The following is a 16,220-nucleotide window of genomic DNA, read 5'->3' on the forward strand; positions in this document are numbered from 1 at the left end:
TACTTTATATGAAACTTTGTTGGTTAATTCCAGGTGATCGCGCTGGTGGTATTACCTCTGTGGCTTTGTCTTGCTGCCGTCAAGCGGCTAAAGCTGGACACGAGACAACAATGCTCTTACTCACCCCCCCCACCTCCATTACTACTGAAAATTTTCGAGTATCGTCTTTAGGATTGTATGGCGGCGCACCAGAAACACCCGAAAAACTCCTACAATGGTTAGAACAAAACCCACAAAATATGCTGTTTTTTAATGGCTGTGGAGAATTAGAAGCGGCTATTCCCTACTTATCTCCTAACATTAAATCTGTTTATGTGGTCCATGACACAATCCCTGGGTATTGGAAAAAAGCTTTAGAAGAGGAAGATAATTTAGAAGCCATTGTAGCTGTATCTGAAATTATGACCGGTAAGTTTCGACATCGTTTAAAGCAACCAAAAAAACTATCTGTCATTCACAATGGCTGTGCTTTTCCTGAACAACCTCAATTAAATCTGGTACGGCAAGACGACCTAATTTTTTTGGGGGGTGATAATCCAACAAAGGGAGCTTTTGATGTTCTTAGATTATGGAAACAACTCATTAAATTAAAATTTGCCGGCAAACTACACTGGTTTGGTCAAATTTCACCAAAATTTAGAGCCAAAATTGCTCAATTACCCAGTTCTGAGCGTATTCAGGTTTATGGGTATGTTCAACGTGAGTTAATTTTCTCCACTGCTGCATCCGCCAAAGTTTTGTTAATGCTAAGTCGAGCAGAGTCATTTGGGATGGCTACTATTGAAGCGATGAGTATGGGGTGTGTACCTGTGGCCTGGGAGATTGACATTGGCACAAAAGAAATTGTCACAGCCAATAAAACAGGGCTGTTTGCACCTTTAGGCAATACGCAAGCTTTAGCCCGACAAGTGCTGTATGCCTGTCAAAATTACCAAGCTTTTTGTAGAGCCGTAATTGAACGGGCACGGTCTGACTTTGACGAAGCGCTAATGTGGAAAAACTACGAATCTCTCATTAATCGTATTTCCACAGAGCAACCCATTGAAAGAAGTAAAAAAGGTCATCCCCCCAAATCTCTTCAACCTCAAGTCTACCGTTTTCAGCTTTTACCCAGTCCCTTGCGTTCAGCAATTAGAGAATTGATTGGGCGATCGCCGGCTCTAGGTTATTTGCTGCGGGACCTGCGCGGCTGGTAAATATTGAATTTACAGTTAACGTTAGTTTTGTCCACCTACTTAACACAATGCAGATTTGTCTACATTCGAGTCAATTTTTCCCGATCATTGGTGGAGTCACACAAGTTACCTACACTTTAGCTAATTATTGGGTTCAACAAAAACATCAAGTAACTGTTGTTACCGATACCCCTGCTGTTGAGGCTCAAAATATGAGCTTTAATTTTCCACTTATCCGTTGTCCAAATTTTGCCATCTGGAATTCGCTACTGCGTAATACTGATGTGATTGTTTCTAAAGGTTATAGCCTTCGACATTTACCCTCATGGCTATTATCTCGTAAGCCCATAATTTGGATACATCCAATATACATTCCTGAACTGATTCAATCAAATCAAATTAACTGGCGAAGTCTAGTTAGAACTCTTTTAGGGAGGGCAATACTGCCTTTAGCCGCTAGTCATGTTTATGTTAGTCATACTATTGAGAAACAAATCGGAAGCCCAAAAGGACTTGTCATTTATAATCCTGTACAAAGCTGTTTTCGACCCTTGCCCAATATAGCGATTAATAATGATTTTGCTTTTTTTGGCAGAATGGACCCCGAAAAAGGAGTTGATAGCTTGCTGAAAGCTTTGGCAATTTGTAAACAAAGGAAAAAAATTTACACACTTAATTTATACGGGCAAGGACCTTATTTATCTGAGTGGCAAAATTTAGCAGAAACGCTAGGAATTTCATCACAATTACGCTGGTATCCCTTCTTACGAGATGAAGAATTAGTCAAGGCAATGAATGAGGCTGGCGTTGTAGTGATGCCGTCGCAATGGGCAGAGCCGATGGGTCTGGTAGCAGTGGAAGCGATGGCCTGCGGAAAAGCTGTTATCGGTTCGCGGCAAGGGGGTTTAGGGGAGGTTTTAGAAGGCTACGGTTTAACTTTTGAAAATGGTAATGCCCAAGAGTTAGCAGAATGTATGATTCAGATTAAAGAAACACCTGATTTACGGCTGACTCTAGAAAAGAAAGCTTATGAGCGTTCCAAATACTTTGCGCTGGCTACAATTGGTGACAAATATCTTCAACTCTTTGAAAATGTCTTGAAAAAATAGGCAAGGGGAAAAGCACACCGAATATAAACACATTATTTTACACAATTATTTTTTAAAAATTATGAAAATAGTTTTTTATATGGGCGGATTTGCTCCCATTGGAGGAATTGAAACTTTTAGCAAAAATCTTCTTTGTTATCTTCAATCTAAAAACTATGACTGCCGATTAGTTTGCTGGGGTCAAATGTCACCTTTATTACACTCTATTGAACAGGCACAAGTAAAAATTTTTCGGACTGCTTGGCGTTGGGGCTGCCGATGGAATGTACCAGATTGGATCTTATTGCCGCTAGGAATTCAACAAGTTAAACAGGCTGAGATAATTTTGTTCAACAAGATTTTTCCTAGCAAAATAATGCAACAGCTTCGAGCGAAAAAAAGTCAAAAAGCTGTTTTTATTTACATTACTCCTTACAGACCCTCGCTACCAAAAACTACCCTCGAGAAAAAGGAAGTTTTAGAAATAATTAAATTCTTTGATATTATTCTGGTTCAATCATCTTCATTTATAAATGTTTTACACGAGCTTGGCTATCAGGGACGAATAGAAGTCATTCCTCTTATTCCTCATCAACCAGGCAAACTACAACCTTTCCCAACCAACAAAATTTTTAAAATAGGTTTTTTAGGTAGGTTGGTTGAAGATAAAAACATTCCTTTACTTTTAAAATCGTTTCAGTGTTTTCAGGAAATATTTTTAACTAAATTTTATGGTGAAAACAAAGAAAATTATAAGCCAACTCTTGAGATCTTTGGGGATGGTCATCTGCGCCAAGAATTAGAAAAACTTAGTCATGATTTAGGAATAAAATCTTCAGTGATTTTTCATGGTAACGTTTCTAACGATAAAATCGAGGCGGCGATCGCTTCATGCCATTTATTTGCTTTTACTTCTCGTAATGAAGGACAATGTTTAGCCGCGTTAGAAATTTTAGGTTGTGGCAGACCCATTATAGCTACTGACGCAGGCGCATTACCCGATATTTTATCTGATAGTCGTTTAGGTAGAGTAGTACACTCGGCTAATCCCACTACATTGGCTAATATTTTTATAGAAACCATGATTTTAATAGAAAAAAACTTTATAACGCCAGAAGTCATCCGTGCAGCTTATCTGGAAAGATTTGCTCCTGAAAAAGTCGGCAATTGCTATAAAGAATTACTAGATAGTTTATGTAAGTAACGAATTGAGTTTTATTCGATATTAATTGTCTAAATTTTAGTAAACAAAAAAGAGATAAAATGTCAGCCAAACTAAATATACATAGCTTATTATGTCACCAACATTTAGAAATGGGGCTTTTATGCCTAGGATCTCTACTTAAGTTTTCTTCACTGCCTTTACAGTTGATTATACATGATGATGGCTCATTAACATCTGAAGATATAGAAAAATTAAAAAAAGGACTAAAAGATGTAAAAATTGTTCTTCGAGCAGAAGCGGACGAATTAACCAACCAGCTTTTAAAAAGACATCCAAATTGCTACAAATTTCGTTACGAAAATGTATTAGGATTAAAACTATTAGATATTCCACTTTTTAGTCAAGGTGATATTGCTTACTGCGATAGTGATGTGCTATTTTTTAGGCCTTTTGATGGAATGTTCTGCTGGCCTAATAGTGAAACTTCTGCACTTTTTATGATGGATTATCAGCAAGCATACTCTATTCGTCCTTGGCATCTTTTAGGTATAAATAATCTTAGAATTCCAAGTAAAGTTAATACAGGTATTATGTTTATTCGAAACAAAGCTTATGATTTAGATTTCATTGAATGGATTTTAGGTAACGATAGATTAAAACAAATATTTAGAAAAATTCCAGGCTGGGCGGAACAAACTTGTTGGGCGGCTCTGGGGTTTAAAGTTGGTTGTCGACTATGGCATCCTCAACAAATTGCTATGATTCACCCTGGAATAAATCTTACTGACCACTTAGTTGCTGGACATTTTATATCAACCTATAGATTTTTATTAAAAAATTTTAGTTCAAATGCCTCAATTCAAGCTAATTCGAATGCGGTAAAAGTAAATACAATTCAAACAGAAAAATGCAGTATTTTAAAACTAGGATTGTCTCAACTTAATCGAAAAATAAATCGTTAAAGAAAAATTTTTAAAAATTTATAGCAATTCCCAAGCTCACAAGGTACAGACAAAATTTCTTCGCTGTTCCCTAAAACTAGCCACTCTGTATCTCACTCAAACGGTAATTTCTATAAACTTTGTAGTTAACACTAATAACAATTTTAGAGTAAAAAATCTCCTTAATAAAAATGATTAGTTCAAAAGTTTTAATCGCACAACTAGGCGCTAGAAAACACTATCAAGAACCTCTTTTATTTCATCGTTGGGGGATTTTGGATAGACTCTACACAGATTTTTACTCAGGTCATGGTAATGTTGCTAAATTATTACAGCATCCTAAAATTTATAACCGTTTGCCCAACTTAATCAAAAAACCACTAGACCGCTATGAACCCGAGCTTGAAAATGCAACAATTATTCACTTTCCTAAATTTGGTTATCAATATGTACAGGCTTTGAAAAAAGCTTCATCTGACCAAGCCTCACAAATTTTTATTTTAGGAGGACAAAAATTTTGTCAGCAAATTATTAAACGTGGTTTAGGACAAGCTAACATTATTTATGGATTTAATAGTGCTTGTTTAGAACTATTTGAATATGCTAAACCTAAAGGAATTTATTGTATCTTAGACCAAACCATAGCAGATTACTCGCTTGTTTATCAACTTTTACTAGAAGAGGAAAAGAGATGGCCAGAATGGTCATTAACTCCTTTTAGAGTAAATCAAGCTGACTTAGAGTTAATGGAACGAGAGCATCGAGAACAAGACTTAGCCGCTCATATTATTTGTGGTTCTAGTTTTGTTAAAGATTCTTTAATAATTGGGGGAGTTGATACCGAGAAAATATCAGTAGTACCATTAGGTCGTTTAAAAGATAATATAACCTACTCAGATCCTTCTATAATCCAAACTCCACAAGAACGAGGAGATGGGTTAAGAATATTATTTGTGGGTTCTGTTAATTTACGAAAAGGAATTCCTTATTTATTAGAAGCTTTACGTCAAATTAAAGGCCAAATTCCTTTTACTTGTAAAGTTGTAGGTTCTCTTGAAATTAAACCTGAGCGTATCGCTGAGTACAGCGACTTATGTGATTTTACAGGAAGAATTCCCCGTTCTCAAATAAAAAATTTATATACTTGGGCTGATGTTTTAGTGTTACCTTCTCTTGGTGAAGGCTCGGCAATGGTTACTTATGAAGCATTAAGTTTAGGAGTACCTATTATTACAACTTATAATTCGGGATCTATTGTTAGAGATGGGCTGGATGGTTTTATTGTACCAATCGGTAATGCGAAAGTAATCACAGAAAAATTATTGAAAATTTATATCATCGGCAAGAACTTTAGTCAAGTAGATAACACTGAAAACTATTTACAACGTACATTTAAAGAGTCAGAACATAAACTATGGGAAATTATTACAAAACATTATTAAAATTACTAAAATATAATATTTAATCCTCATGGCAGAAGCATACCGAGATATTTTGTTTCTTATCTGCATAGGTTTGTTAGGTTGGGGACTGATTCGCATAGAACGAATTTATCAATATCCCTTCTTTATGGGCACTATATTTACTTCTTTTCTTTTGCCTCAAGCATTTTCTTTAGTTGATAATCCTGGAGGAGTTAACTCGAAAGCTCTTGAGAGGGTACTATTAGTGTCTTGTCTTTGTGCGGCGGCTTGTTGGATAGGCTATGAAAGAAAACCTAATCCAAGATGGTTGGCAAAGCTAAATATTATTGTTAACGAACAGAAGTTATTCAGAGCAGGTATTGTCCTAATGATCATAGGACAGTTGTTTCGTTTTTTACTTTTTAGGACAACTGTTCAAATTGCTGGAAATGGAAATTGGACTGGTCCAGCTACTATTTATCTTTTTTTCTCTCAGGTTGTAAATATTGCTTTCGCAATTTTTTTGTTGCAAACCTTAAAGAATCCTAAAATAATTAATTTGATTTTGACAATAATTGCTGGCTGGCCTCTTCTAACAGAAATTTTTGGAGGAAGGCGGCAACCAACAATGACTTTTATTGTTATAGTAGGTTTGTCGTTTTGGCTAGTGCATCGGTTTTTACCGCCTCGATGGTTAATTATCTTAGCGATAGTTGGACTAATTTTTATTATTCCTGTAATAGGAAATTTACGTGATGGTTTTTGGGATTTAGTGTTCAGTGGTCAATGGCAAGAATTAATATTAGAGACACAGACAACATTTAAAGTACAACAAGAGGGAGAAATTTTAGAATTAAGAAACGCAGCATTATTTATGGATGCTATAGAAAATACAGGACTTTATGGATGTGGTACCGGTTTTTGGGATAGTCTTATATTTCAATATGTTCCTGGACAATTTGTAGGCTTTGACTTAAAACAATCTCTACAATTTAACTGGATAACAGATGATCTACTAAAAAAATTATACAACTACTCTATACCCAGTGGGACTACATTGACTGGTATAGGGGATTCTTTTATTCAGTTTGGTTACTTAGGATGGCTTCTTTTTGCTATGATTGGATTTTTATTTAAAAATCTTTGGATATCTGCTGTTTACCAAAGAAGCCAGGTAAGCCAACTTATCTATATAGGATTAATTAGCCCAGCAATGGTAGGTTTAACTCATGGGATAGCAAGATTTATACAAGAGTTTTTCTTTCAAGTAGGGGTAATTCTTATAGTTACCTACTATTCTAGAGTAAAACCTAGACAATATTAGCTCCGCAAAATTTAGCTTTCATTTTTATTAAATTAACTTTAATTAGATAACATAATCAAATGAGTAAACGTTTACTGCTTATCAGTTCTAATTCCAGTGATCGCGGTGGCGGCGAACGCTATTTAATCTATCTGACTCAAGGTTTACACCAAATAGGTTGGGATGTATATGTTTTATTATCAAACCTAAGTTATATGGATAATTGGGCAAAGGAATTAATAGCACAGGGAGCGACAGTCTATCGTCAAAATTTATTAGGATTAAAACATCGACCTTTAAGATTTCTGCAATCTATAACTGACACCAAACAACAGAGAGAAGTTGCTAAAATTTGTCAAGATATTGCTCCAGATGCTATTTTAGTTAATCAGCAATATGATGAAGATGGATTGGATTATTTAGCTGGAGCTTTAATGGCAAATGTTGCTCCTGTAGGTGGTGTTATACATCTTCCAATGACAGCTAATAAAGCTCAACGTCCTTTAGGAAATCTTCGAGGTAGATTGCTTAAATGGTGGTATAAAAAACATTCCTATTCTTTAATTCTCGTTTCAAAAGGCTGTCAAAAAGAGTGGGAAAATTATTATAATTATCCATGTTCTATTCAAGTTGTCCATCATGGCTGTTCTTTTCCCAATTTAGAATCATTTTATCCCACAACTCTTAATGATTGGAAAGATTCTTTACCCATTATTGGCTTTTCTGGCCAATTTGTTTTTCAGAAAAACCTTCAATTATTAATTGATGCTTGGCTGTGGACTATAAAAAAAGGAATAAAAAGCAAATTGTTATTAATAGGCGACGGGCCAGAAAGAAATAATATAGAAAACCAGTTGCGTCAATATGCTCCAGAAAACACATGGTACATTACAGGGTGGCTGGAACATCCAGAAGCTTATTTATCGATGTTAGATATTTATGTTATGACCAGTCATTTTGAAGGACTACCACTAGCATTAATAGAAGTAGTAGGGCGAGCAATTCCTGCTGTTGTTACTAATTTTAATGGTGCGTCTGATGTTCTTGATCATGCTTCGTGGGTAAAAATAGCACCATCCCCTAGTCCTGAATCTGTTGGCCAAACATTAATTGAATCCATTAATCAACTGTCTTATTTAAAGCAGCAAGCTAACAATGGGTACCAAAATTTTCAAAAATATTTTTCTTTAGACAGAATGGCTAATGAAACTTTAAAGGCTTTAGGTTTAGCTTAGGTAATAATTCATGCTTATTGTTATAATTTTCATAAATATTGGAAGCTATCATGCTGCCCGACTACGTGCTATTTACTCAGTATGTCAGGAAAAAGGTTGGAACTTTACCGCCATTCAAGCAACAGATAATACTCTAGAACATCCTTGGGGAAATTTAGAGCGAGAAATTACATTCCCTCTCAAAACTTTATTACCTAGCTCTACTACCGCTAACTATAAACAAGAAAAAGCTGCCGCATTAATATCATCTTGTCTAGATAATCTTAAACCAGATATTGTTGCTATTCCTGGGTGGGGATTTTCTCTATCTCGCGCCGCACTATTCTGGTGTAAACGTCATCAAGTGCCAGCTATTTTGATGAGCGAAACGAAATGGGATGATGAAAAGCGGCAGTGGTGGCAAGAAAGACTAAAATTTTGGCTATATATAAAAAAATATGATGCCGCCCTTGTAGGAGGTAAACTGCACCGTGACTATCTTGTTAAGTTAGGGTTTCCATCTGATCGCATTTTTTTGGGCTATGATGCAGTTGACAACGATTATTTTACTAAATCTGCTGAAGCGGCAAGACTTGACCCGGCTGCGGCAAGACAACGACAGCCAAAAATTCCTAATAAACCTTATTTTATAGCTCTTACTCGCTTACTCAAACGTAAAAATGTCCACCGTTTGGTAGAAGCTTTTGCAGTTTATCGTCAACAAGTTGGAAATAATCAAGCTTGGAATTTAGTCATTTGCGGCAGTGGAGAAGAAGAAGATACTATCCGTAATTTCATCCAAGAAAAACAATTACAAAATAGCATTCATTTGCCGGGTTTTATATCTTATCAAGCATTAGGTGATTGGTATGGATTAGCTAGTGCTTTTGTTCATCCGGCTTTACAAGAACAATGGGGTTTAGTAGTTAATGAAGCTTGTGCAGCCGGACTGCCAATTCTGTGTAGCCGCACGGTAGGAGCTAGTTATGAACTTGTTATTGAGGGCGAAAATGGTTTTTTATTTGATCCAGAAAACACACAAGATATTGCTCGGAGTTTATTAACAATCCATCAAATAGATCCTACTCTAAAAAATCAAATGGGAAAAGCCAGCCAAAAAATAGTGACTAATTATAGTCCGACTCAATTTTCTGAAGGGATTTTAAAAGCTATTGCCGCTTTATCAAAAGTTTAATCTTAATATTTAAATTATTTCCAATAGGATACCATGAAAATTTTGATTATTACGCCTTATGTCGGTGCTAATTATGGAGGCATTGCTAAGGTAGTTCAAGATATAGCTATAGCCCTTGGATCTCAAGGATTTAATATAGATTTAATAACGACTAATGCGAACGACGCACAAAAATTGGATGTAGTTTTTAATCATTGGTTAGACCAAGGAAAGTATAGAATCAGATATTTTGATAGCTGGAATAAACACGATTTTATTTTAAGTTTATCTTTAATTACTTGGCTATTTAAAAATATTAATAATTATGATATAATCCATACTCATACAATTTTTTCTCCCTTAATTTTAATAACTCAATGGCTTTGCCAAAGAAAAAAAATTCCTTATCTTGTCACTCCTCACGGAATGCTAGAACCTTGGGCTTTAAGCTATAAAAGCTGGAAAAAAAATTTTTACTATAATATTTTTGAAAAAAAGGCTCTACAAAAAGCTAGTCTCATTCAAGTAATTGCCAATCTTGAAGCTGATCATGTTCAATCATTAGGATTTAAACATTATGTTATTATTCCCAATGGAATTGATCATAATGAATTTGCTTTTTTATCAGATCCCGAAAGTTTTTATCAGCAATTTCCTCAAACTCGTCACAAAACTTTAATTCTTTTTCTAGGTCGTATTGATCCTAAAAAAGGGCTAGATTTACTTGCCCCTGCTTTTGCACGGGTGCATTCTCAATTTCCTGAAACTCATTTAGTTGTAGCAGGCCCTGATAACATCGGATTTTTATCAACAGTAGAACGTTTTTTTGCCGAAGCTAAATGTTTAAATGCAGTCACTTTTACAGGGATGTTAACTGGTAAATTAAAATATGCTGCGCTGGCTGCCGCTAGTCTATATATAGCTCCTTCTTACTCAGAAGGTTTTAGTATGTCGGTTTTGGAAGGTATGGCATCAGGATTATCCTGTATAATTACAACAGGTTGCAATTTTCCTGAAGCGGCAACAGCTAAAGCTGCATTGATTGTAGAACCTATGGCTGATGCGATAGCAGATGCTTTAAATTATTGTTTGAGTCATCCTCAAGAGGCAAAAGCTATGGGAAATCGCGCTCGTGAGTTTATTTTAAATAATTATACTTGGGAGAAGTCTGCCAAAAAACTAATAGATGTTTATAAGTTTTTATTAATAAAAAACTCTTGCCAAAATCCTTCAGTAAACTTTAGTGAAAAAGCATAAAATCCATAAAATTCGTCGCTTTATCTATTTAACTAGCTTAAGTTTTATTGTACTGTGGATTAGTCTTTTCCCCATCCGACTAATGACCGCCTTCAAGCAAGCCCCTCAACCACAAGCTTTCTTTATTTTAGGTGGAGATTTTAGACGAGAAGAGGTTGTAGCTGAACTGGCTAAGTGGTATCCATCTTTAGAAATTTGGGTTTCATCAGGCCCAAATACTCAGAAAACAAAAGAACTTTTTCAGATGGCCGGTGTGCCCCCAAGGCTATTACATATTGATGCTCGAGCCATTGATACTGTTACTAATTTTACTTCTTTAGTCGCTGACTTTAAAAAAAAGCACATTCAACATCTTTACCTAGTGACTTCTGATTATCATATGCCGAGAGCAATAGCCATTGGTATCATAGTGTTAGGTAGCCAAGGCATTGTTTTTACTCCTCTTTCGGTACACTCAGAGCAACCTTCTGAATCTTGGCTTCGCATTTTGCGCGATATTGGTCGTGCTTTTCTTTGGCTTTTTACGGGTGATACAGGATATGGTTTACTTAATTTTATGAGCCAATTAAAAAATCTCAGTCTTGGTTTAATTTATTCTAATTAACATTTGTACTTAGGTATTTTTAAAGAAAAGTATTTTGCAAAACTATTGTATTGCCAATGTGGTCAGTTTGATTAATATCCATGAACTGTTTTACTTGTTCTAGTGTGTTTTTTTCAAACACATTCATGTTAGCATTTAAAGATGAGCTATAAAGATCAGGGTTCATCATAGACATCCCAAAAGCAACATCAACATTGTTTAAATAATTGCCCCGAGCAACATTTCCTAAAATATTTGTTCCTGCTGTTCCTGAAATTCCAGGAAAATTTACTCCTACAAGATTTTGGTTAAAATTATTATTAGTGACTTGAGCAAAATTGACAGGGTTGGTATCTTGCTCACTGTTCCCAGACGACCATCCAGACCACAATGATACACCATTACGAAGTTCATGAAAACTATTGTGATCAATTATCATGTCGACTCCTCCGTGAAAGGTTTGTACTCCGGTTGAAGCGACATGAGAGGGAGAATTATAGGCTTCTGTAGTCCCATCTAATTTGTTGTCATAAACTACTATGTTACTCGGTAATTTACTAACTACAACGACACTAGATTGGTTAGGGACTACGTTCCAGCTACCCTCTATTTCATAAGTATTGGTTGCCTGATTAAAATTTTTAATTCTCCGACTTTGACCAATTCCTTTTCCTTGCGTTATTGTCATATTCCAGTTTCCATTCACTCCAGAAACAGAAGGAAAATTAACTGTAACTTGATTAGCAGTTGCAGCAGTAACTAACCCAAAATGGTCTTTAGCACCGCCTTGTTCCCACATAATTTGCTCACCAGAATTGCGATCTATATCTATTTCTCCATCTCCATTAAAATCGGCTGGTGGTGGAGCTAGATCAATAGTTTCATTACTGCCAATATATTGATATTGAGAACTTGCCCAATGAGGCTGCTCTACAAAAAAACGTCCTTTTAGCCATTTTCCATTGTTGGGATCAGAAGTATCTAAATTTTGAGCCGTTGAATTAGTAATGGACAGCATTTGTGTACCAAAACCAATCAGTAGCATATCGGTATAATTAGTTCCGTAAAAGTTTGTCTTATCAATAAAAACCTGTTTGGCGGTTCCTAAAAAGTTGGCTTGGCCAATTACGTCGGAATCTTTCATTAACACACGGTTATTATTATGCCAATCAAAAGGCTGTGTTCCTTCAGCTTTTATCCTGACATTAATATACTGGAGGTCTTCACTATATCTGATGTGAGTCACAGTATTAAGATTGGGTGCATTTTTTTTGTTAGCATCCAATGTTAAATCTTGAAAAGTAATCCGATTGCTCTCACCATTAACTTGAAACAAATAAGGTTGATTAGAGCCATCAGCAACCTTGATAGTGGTTAAATCTTTGCCAGCACCAAGCAAGCGCACATCTGAACTCCCAGGATACAAAGCCCAACCATTAACAGCATTTATGGCATAGCTTCCGGCTGGAAAATAAACTGTTGCCATCGAATCAGATTGATCGGCTTCATCAATCGCCTTTTGAATAGCTGCGGCATCATTGGTAATTCCGTCACCCTTTGCCCCAAAATCTTTAACATTAAACACAGAGCCTGTATAATTTAGCCCATCATTAACAGTCATTGTTAAGGGTTTTGACCAACCATATTGTCCTCCATCTCCGTTGTGAACGAAAACCTTATAATCCCCATTAGCCAAGCTTTGCGGCACTTTAAAATCAACCTTGTAGGGATTAACGGCTATGATGTCAGCCCAATAGCCTTTTCCGGCAGCATCCTCAAGATAAATATGAGAATTTTGGGTCCCTTCATCTTGAGATAAATTTCGTCCAAATATAGAAGCAACTTGCCCTCTGGTAGCTGTTTGCTGCATCCACCAAGTTTCTGTTTGATTGATCATTACAGGTGTGCTGTAGCCTGAACTATTTTGCACCCAAACTAAAAACGATGACCCTTGGGGTAAACTATCAGGTAAGGTAATAGCTGCTATATCTCCGTCTAACTTTTGAACGGTGGCTTGTAGAAGAACACCATTATTATTATTAGTTTGTCCGTATACCCAAAACTTAGTATCTTTGCCAACTTCTGTTCCTGTCAAATTAGAAAACTGCCACCCTGTTAAAACTAGCGTGTCTCCTCTTTGTCCCATTCTCGTCCATTCAGCAATCTGAGGACTCATAGTATTAGTAGAATTTCCTACAACTGTAGGAGTAAATACATCAATGCCTGTAGGTAAAGCAGGAACGCTGGCGGGACTATATTTAGTCACTAAGTCGGGTAAAGCCAAGGCTGAATTAACAATAACTTTGACGGTTGCTGTTGCGGTTCCTCCACGATTATCACTAACAACGTAGTCAAAACTAGCATCCCCAGTAAAATTAGTATTCGGTGTAAAAACTGCATTCCTCTGAGCATCAAGAATTACACTCCCGTTCTTTGCATTGCTGATAGATATTATCTTTAATATATCATTATCCGGGTCGCTATCATTACTAAGAAGCGTTGATTCTGAAATTGTCAAGCTTTTGCTTTTTGAGGTAGAAAAAAAATCATTCTCAGGGATTGGAAGACTATTTCCTAAAACTCTTAAAGCAGCTATTTCCTGAGATGTTAAAGCTCGATTATAAATTCTGATATCATCAATATTTCCTTTAAATGCTCCTGTTGTAGGAGCAGAAGCGTCATGAAAATAAGTGTCTTGGTTAATATTACCAATTCCCACATTTCCTGAATGACTCCAAACTTGAGAACCGTTACCTTCTCCAAACTTTTGACCGTCTAAATAAGCAGAAAAAACTCCTGATTGAACCGATTTTAAGTCTGGTTGAGCATTTAAAACCAATGACACATGATGCCAATTATTAGAAAAGATTTTATCAGTAGACAAAAAAGTCCCTTTCCAGCCACTTTCGATAGTATTCCAGCCGCCTACATACAAACGTCCTTGAAAAATATAAATATTTAATCCTCTACTTTTTCCCCCTTCTTCATAAATTACTTGTTTGTGGTCAGCAATATCTTTATTGTCTACTTTAAACCATAGAGCAATAGTGCGTTTGGCAATTTTGTTTAAATTAATATCTACCGAACTATTAACATGAATATAATCATCGATACCATCAAATTTTGCTACAGTATTAAATGGACTATTGGTAATATTTGTACTAGCTCCTTTTTTTAGATAACCATTATTAATAACTCCATCAGGAGATATATCAGTAATAATATTATTTGTAACTTTTTCAAAATCTAAGTGCATTACTAAATTATTATCACTAACATCGACTGTTTCTAATAATGGCTCTCCCGATTTTGGGATTTGATTCAATTGCAATTTCTGCCATGTAAATAATAAATTTTGAGTAACATTACTCAACATATCAGTTTGAAGAGACGCACTAGCTATTTCTCCTTGCTTTTCCTCATTTATTGATGAAAATCCGGGCTTACTTAGATTAGACATGGTGAATACTCCTCCCAGCTAAAATTACAACTTTTGCCACTAATAGGCGAAAACAAGGTCTTGTGTTTTTAGTATAAAAAGCTACAAAATATTAGGATTTTACAAGGTGAAATGTAGCGTTTGAAAAAGAGAACATGGAAAAACGAGATATAAACTGATATTAATCAGCTAAAACTTACGCTCTTTGGCTCTCCCGTACTTGTGGTGATCAGAAAAGCTTCCTTATTGTAGGGTGGTTAGGTGCGGGGATAATTTTTATAAGAAACGGATAAGTTTTGATCCGCTCCGTAACCCACCACTGTGTATTTTGTATCAAAGTAAACATTTTTCCCCACGATGCCGAAAGAGGCGGATTGCCTAACTCCTATAAGCTCCTGCGCTTACAAGTAACCAGTTCTTAGGTAAAAAGTACCATACTAAAAAGTTAAAAACGAACGTTATTTCTCTGTTTCTAGTTTAGTTAATTTTTTTCATTTATTGCTCATTTATTAAATAAATTTACATTATTTTTAAAATTTACCTCCAAATTCACCACTTTATACCCTAGGGAGGATATAAAATAAATTATAAGACTAAAGGCATACCTTTAAACATAAAATTATGTTAACAGAAAACTTCCAATTTCAACCCAGTTAAATTAACTATAATTTAGGTATTATAATCATAATTAAGCAAATTTGTGCCTAACCTCACAGTTAACTTTACTTATGTCCGACTACTTACATATTTCAAATAGAGAGCGTTGGCAAGAAATCTGGCAGAAGTTAAAGGCTCCATCAATCCCTTTTGACGTTTTTGCTCAATTAATCCGTGCCTATTCTTTACCGAGCCGTTTTTATCATAATTTAGAGCATATTAACGACTGTATTTGTTTATTTACTCAAACTCAATTTTTAGCCAACCATCCCGAAGAAATTGAGTTAGCAATCTGGTTTCATGACGCTGTTTATAATACCAAAAGAAATGATAATGAAAACAAAAGCTCGCAATGGGCACAGAGGGTTATTCTTCGTTCTGGCCTTGACCGGGCTATTGCTCAAAGAATATCGGCTTTAATTAAAGCTACAGGGCATCAAATGGCAGTTACTGATAGAGATGCCCAACTGTTAGTCGATGTTGATTTGTCGATTTTGGGCAGAGAAGATGCTGTTTTTTGGCAGTATGAAGAAAATATCAGAAAGGAGTATTCTTGGGTGCCCCTAGAAATTTTTCAGCGCAAAAGGGTAGAAATATTAGGTCAATTTTTGACGCGGCAGCATATTTATTATTTGTCAGAATATAGAGAAATGTTTGAGGAAAAAGCTCGTACCAATTTAAGGCAAGCTATAGCCAGATTAAGTAGTCAGATATAAATAAAGCACTCTATATAAAGAATTGTAAAATGCCTACAATTACCCCACACCCGACACCCAACACACGACACCCTAAAATATTAACTGTCTTAACTGTCTTAACTG

The 16,220-nt window shown here is 35.7% G+C and carries 12 protein-coding genes; 11 read left to right on the top strand and 1 reads right to left on the bottom strand.

The window, feature by feature from the left end; translation table 11 throughout:
* Nucleotides 1–8: 8 nt before the first annotated feature.
* The 10 genes from CYAN7822_RS28010 to CYAN7822_RS28055 all read left to right on the top strand — a co-directional run bounded on the left by CYAN7822_RS28010 (nucleotide 9) and on the right by CYAN7822_RS28055 (nucleotide 11,324).
* Nucleotides 9–1,196, top strand: coding sequence for a glycosyltransferase family 4 protein (locus tag CYAN7822_RS28010; RefSeq protein WP_013334342.1), 1,188 nt, complete (start codon nucleotides 9–11; stop codon nucleotides 1,194–1,196).
* Nucleotides 1,197–1,243: 47 nt separating this feature from the next.
* A complete protein-coding gene (locus CYAN7822_RS28015; protein ID WP_013334343.1) occupies nucleotides 1,244–2,284 on the top strand; it encodes a glycosyltransferase family 4 protein in 1,041 nt (346 codons plus the stop codon).
* Between the two features lie 61 nt (nucleotides 2,285–2,345).
* Nucleotides 2,346–3,467: a glycosyltransferase gene (locus tag CYAN7822_RS28020; RefSeq protein WP_013334344.1), complete on the top strand. Its 1,122-nt coding sequence runs from the start codon at nucleotides 2,346–2,348 to the stop codon at nucleotides 3,465–3,467.
* A gap of 59 nt (nucleotides 3,468–3,526) precedes the next feature.
* Nucleotides 3,527–4,390 (top strand): hypothetical protein, encoded by an 864-nt coding sequence (locus tag CYAN7822_RS28025; protein WP_013334345.1) that lies wholly within the window; start codon nucleotides 3,527–3,529, stop codon nucleotides 4,388–4,390.
* Between the two features lie 170 nt (nucleotides 4,391–4,560).
* On the top strand, nucleotides 4,561–5,811 hold the full coding sequence (locus CYAN7822_RS28030; RefSeq protein ID WP_013334346.1) for a glycosyltransferase family 4 protein: 1,251 nt from the start codon (nucleotides 4,561–4,563) through the stop codon (nucleotides 5,809–5,811).
* Between the two features lie 28 nt (nucleotides 5,812–5,839).
* A complete protein-coding gene (locus CYAN7822_RS28035; protein WP_013334347.1) occupies nucleotides 5,840–7,096 on the top strand; it encodes a hypothetical protein in 1,257 nt (418 codons plus the stop codon).
* A gap of 59 nt (nucleotides 7,097–7,155) precedes the next feature.
* Entirely contained in the window at nucleotides 7,156–8,310 is a 1,155-nt protein-coding gene (locus CYAN7822_RS28040; protein WP_013334348.1) for a glycosyltransferase family 4 protein, read from the top strand.
* A 10-nt stretch (nucleotides 8,311–8,320) separates the two neighbouring features.
* Nucleotides 8,321–9,484: a glycosyltransferase family 4 protein gene (locus CYAN7822_RS28045; protein WP_013334349.1), complete on the top strand. Its 1,164-nt coding sequence runs from the start codon at nucleotides 8,321–8,323 to the stop codon at nucleotides 9,482–9,484.
* Between the two features lie 33 nt (nucleotides 9,485–9,517).
* A complete protein-coding gene (locus CYAN7822_RS28050) occupies nucleotides 9,518–10,720 on the top strand; it encodes a glycosyltransferase (RefSeq protein WP_013334350.1) in 1,203 nt (400 codons plus the stop codon).
* A complete protein-coding gene (locus CYAN7822_RS28055; protein WP_013334351.1) occupies nucleotides 10,707–11,324 on the top strand; it encodes a YdcF family protein in 618 nt (205 codons plus the stop codon). Before CYAN7822_RS28050 ends, CYAN7822_RS28055 begins: the two co-directional genes overlap by 14 nt.
* A gap of 19 nt (nucleotides 11,325–11,343) precedes the next feature.
* On the opposite strand, the gene CYAN7822_RS28060 is transcribed toward CYAN7822_RS28055, so the two are convergent.
* Nucleotides 11,344–14,763 (bottom strand): Ig-like domain-containing protein, encoded by a 3,420-nt coding sequence (locus CYAN7822_RS28060; protein WP_013334352.1) that lies wholly within the window; start codon nucleotides 14,761–14,763, stop codon nucleotides 11,344–11,346.
* Nucleotides 14,764–15,470: 707 nt separating this feature from the next.
* Between CYAN7822_RS28060 and CYAN7822_RS28065 the strand changes: the two genes are divergently transcribed.
* A complete protein-coding gene (locus tag CYAN7822_RS28065; RefSeq protein ID WP_013334353.1) occupies nucleotides 15,471–16,115 on the top strand; it encodes an HD domain-containing protein in 645 nt (214 codons plus the stop codon).
* Nucleotides 16,116–16,220: the final 105 nt, after the last annotated feature.

Source organism: Gloeothece verrucosa PCC 7822 (assembly GCF_000147335.1).
In the GTDB taxonomy this organism is placed as follows: Bacteria; Cyanobacteriota; Cyanobacteriia; order Cyanobacteriales; family Microcystaceae; genus Gloeothece; species Gloeothece verrucosa.

Bases quoted from the DNA above. Each gene is read 5' to 3' on its own strand.
- CYAN7822_RS28045 (WP_013334349.1), top strand. From the start codon at position 8,321: ATGCTTATTGTTATAATTTTCATAAATATTGGAAGCTATCATGCTGCC.
- CYAN7822_RS28035 (WP_013334347.1), top strand. From the start codon at position 5,840: ATGGCAGAAGCATACCGAGATATTTTGTTTCTTATCTGCATAGGTTTG.
- CYAN7822_RS28050 (WP_013334350.1), top strand. From the start codon at position 9,518: ATGAAAATTTTGATTATTACGCCTTATGTCGGTGCTAATTATGGAGGC.
- CYAN7822_RS28040 (WP_013334348.1), top strand. From the start codon at position 7,156: ATGAGTAAACGTTTACTGCTTATCAGTTCTAATTCCAGTGATCGCGGT.
- CYAN7822_RS28010 (WP_013334342.1), top strand. From the start codon at position 9: ATGAAACTTTGTTGGTTAATTCCAGGTGATCGCGCTGGTGGTATTACC.
- CYAN7822_RS28020 (WP_013334344.1), top strand. From the start codon at position 2,346: ATGAAAATAGTTTTTTATATGGGCGGATTTGCTCCCATTGGAGGAATT.
- CYAN7822_RS28025 (WP_013334345.1), top strand. From the start codon at position 3,527: ATGTCAGCCAAACTAAATATACATAGCTTATTATGTCACCAACATTTA.
- CYAN7822_RS28030 (WP_013334346.1), top strand. From the start codon at position 4,561: ATGATTAGTTCAAAAGTTTTAATCGCACAACTAGGCGCTAGAAAACAC.
- CYAN7822_RS28015 (WP_013334343.1), top strand. From the start codon at position 1,244: ATGCAGATTTGTCTACATTCGAGTCAATTTTTCCCGATCATTGGTGGA.
- CYAN7822_RS28065 (WP_013334353.1), top strand. From the start codon at position 15,471: ATGTCCGACTACTTACATATTTCAAATAGAGAGCGTTGGCAAGAAATC.
- CYAN7822_RS28060 (WP_013334352.1), bottom strand. From the start codon at position 14,763: ATGTCTAATCTAAGTAAGCCCGGATTTTCATCAATAAATGAGGAAAAG.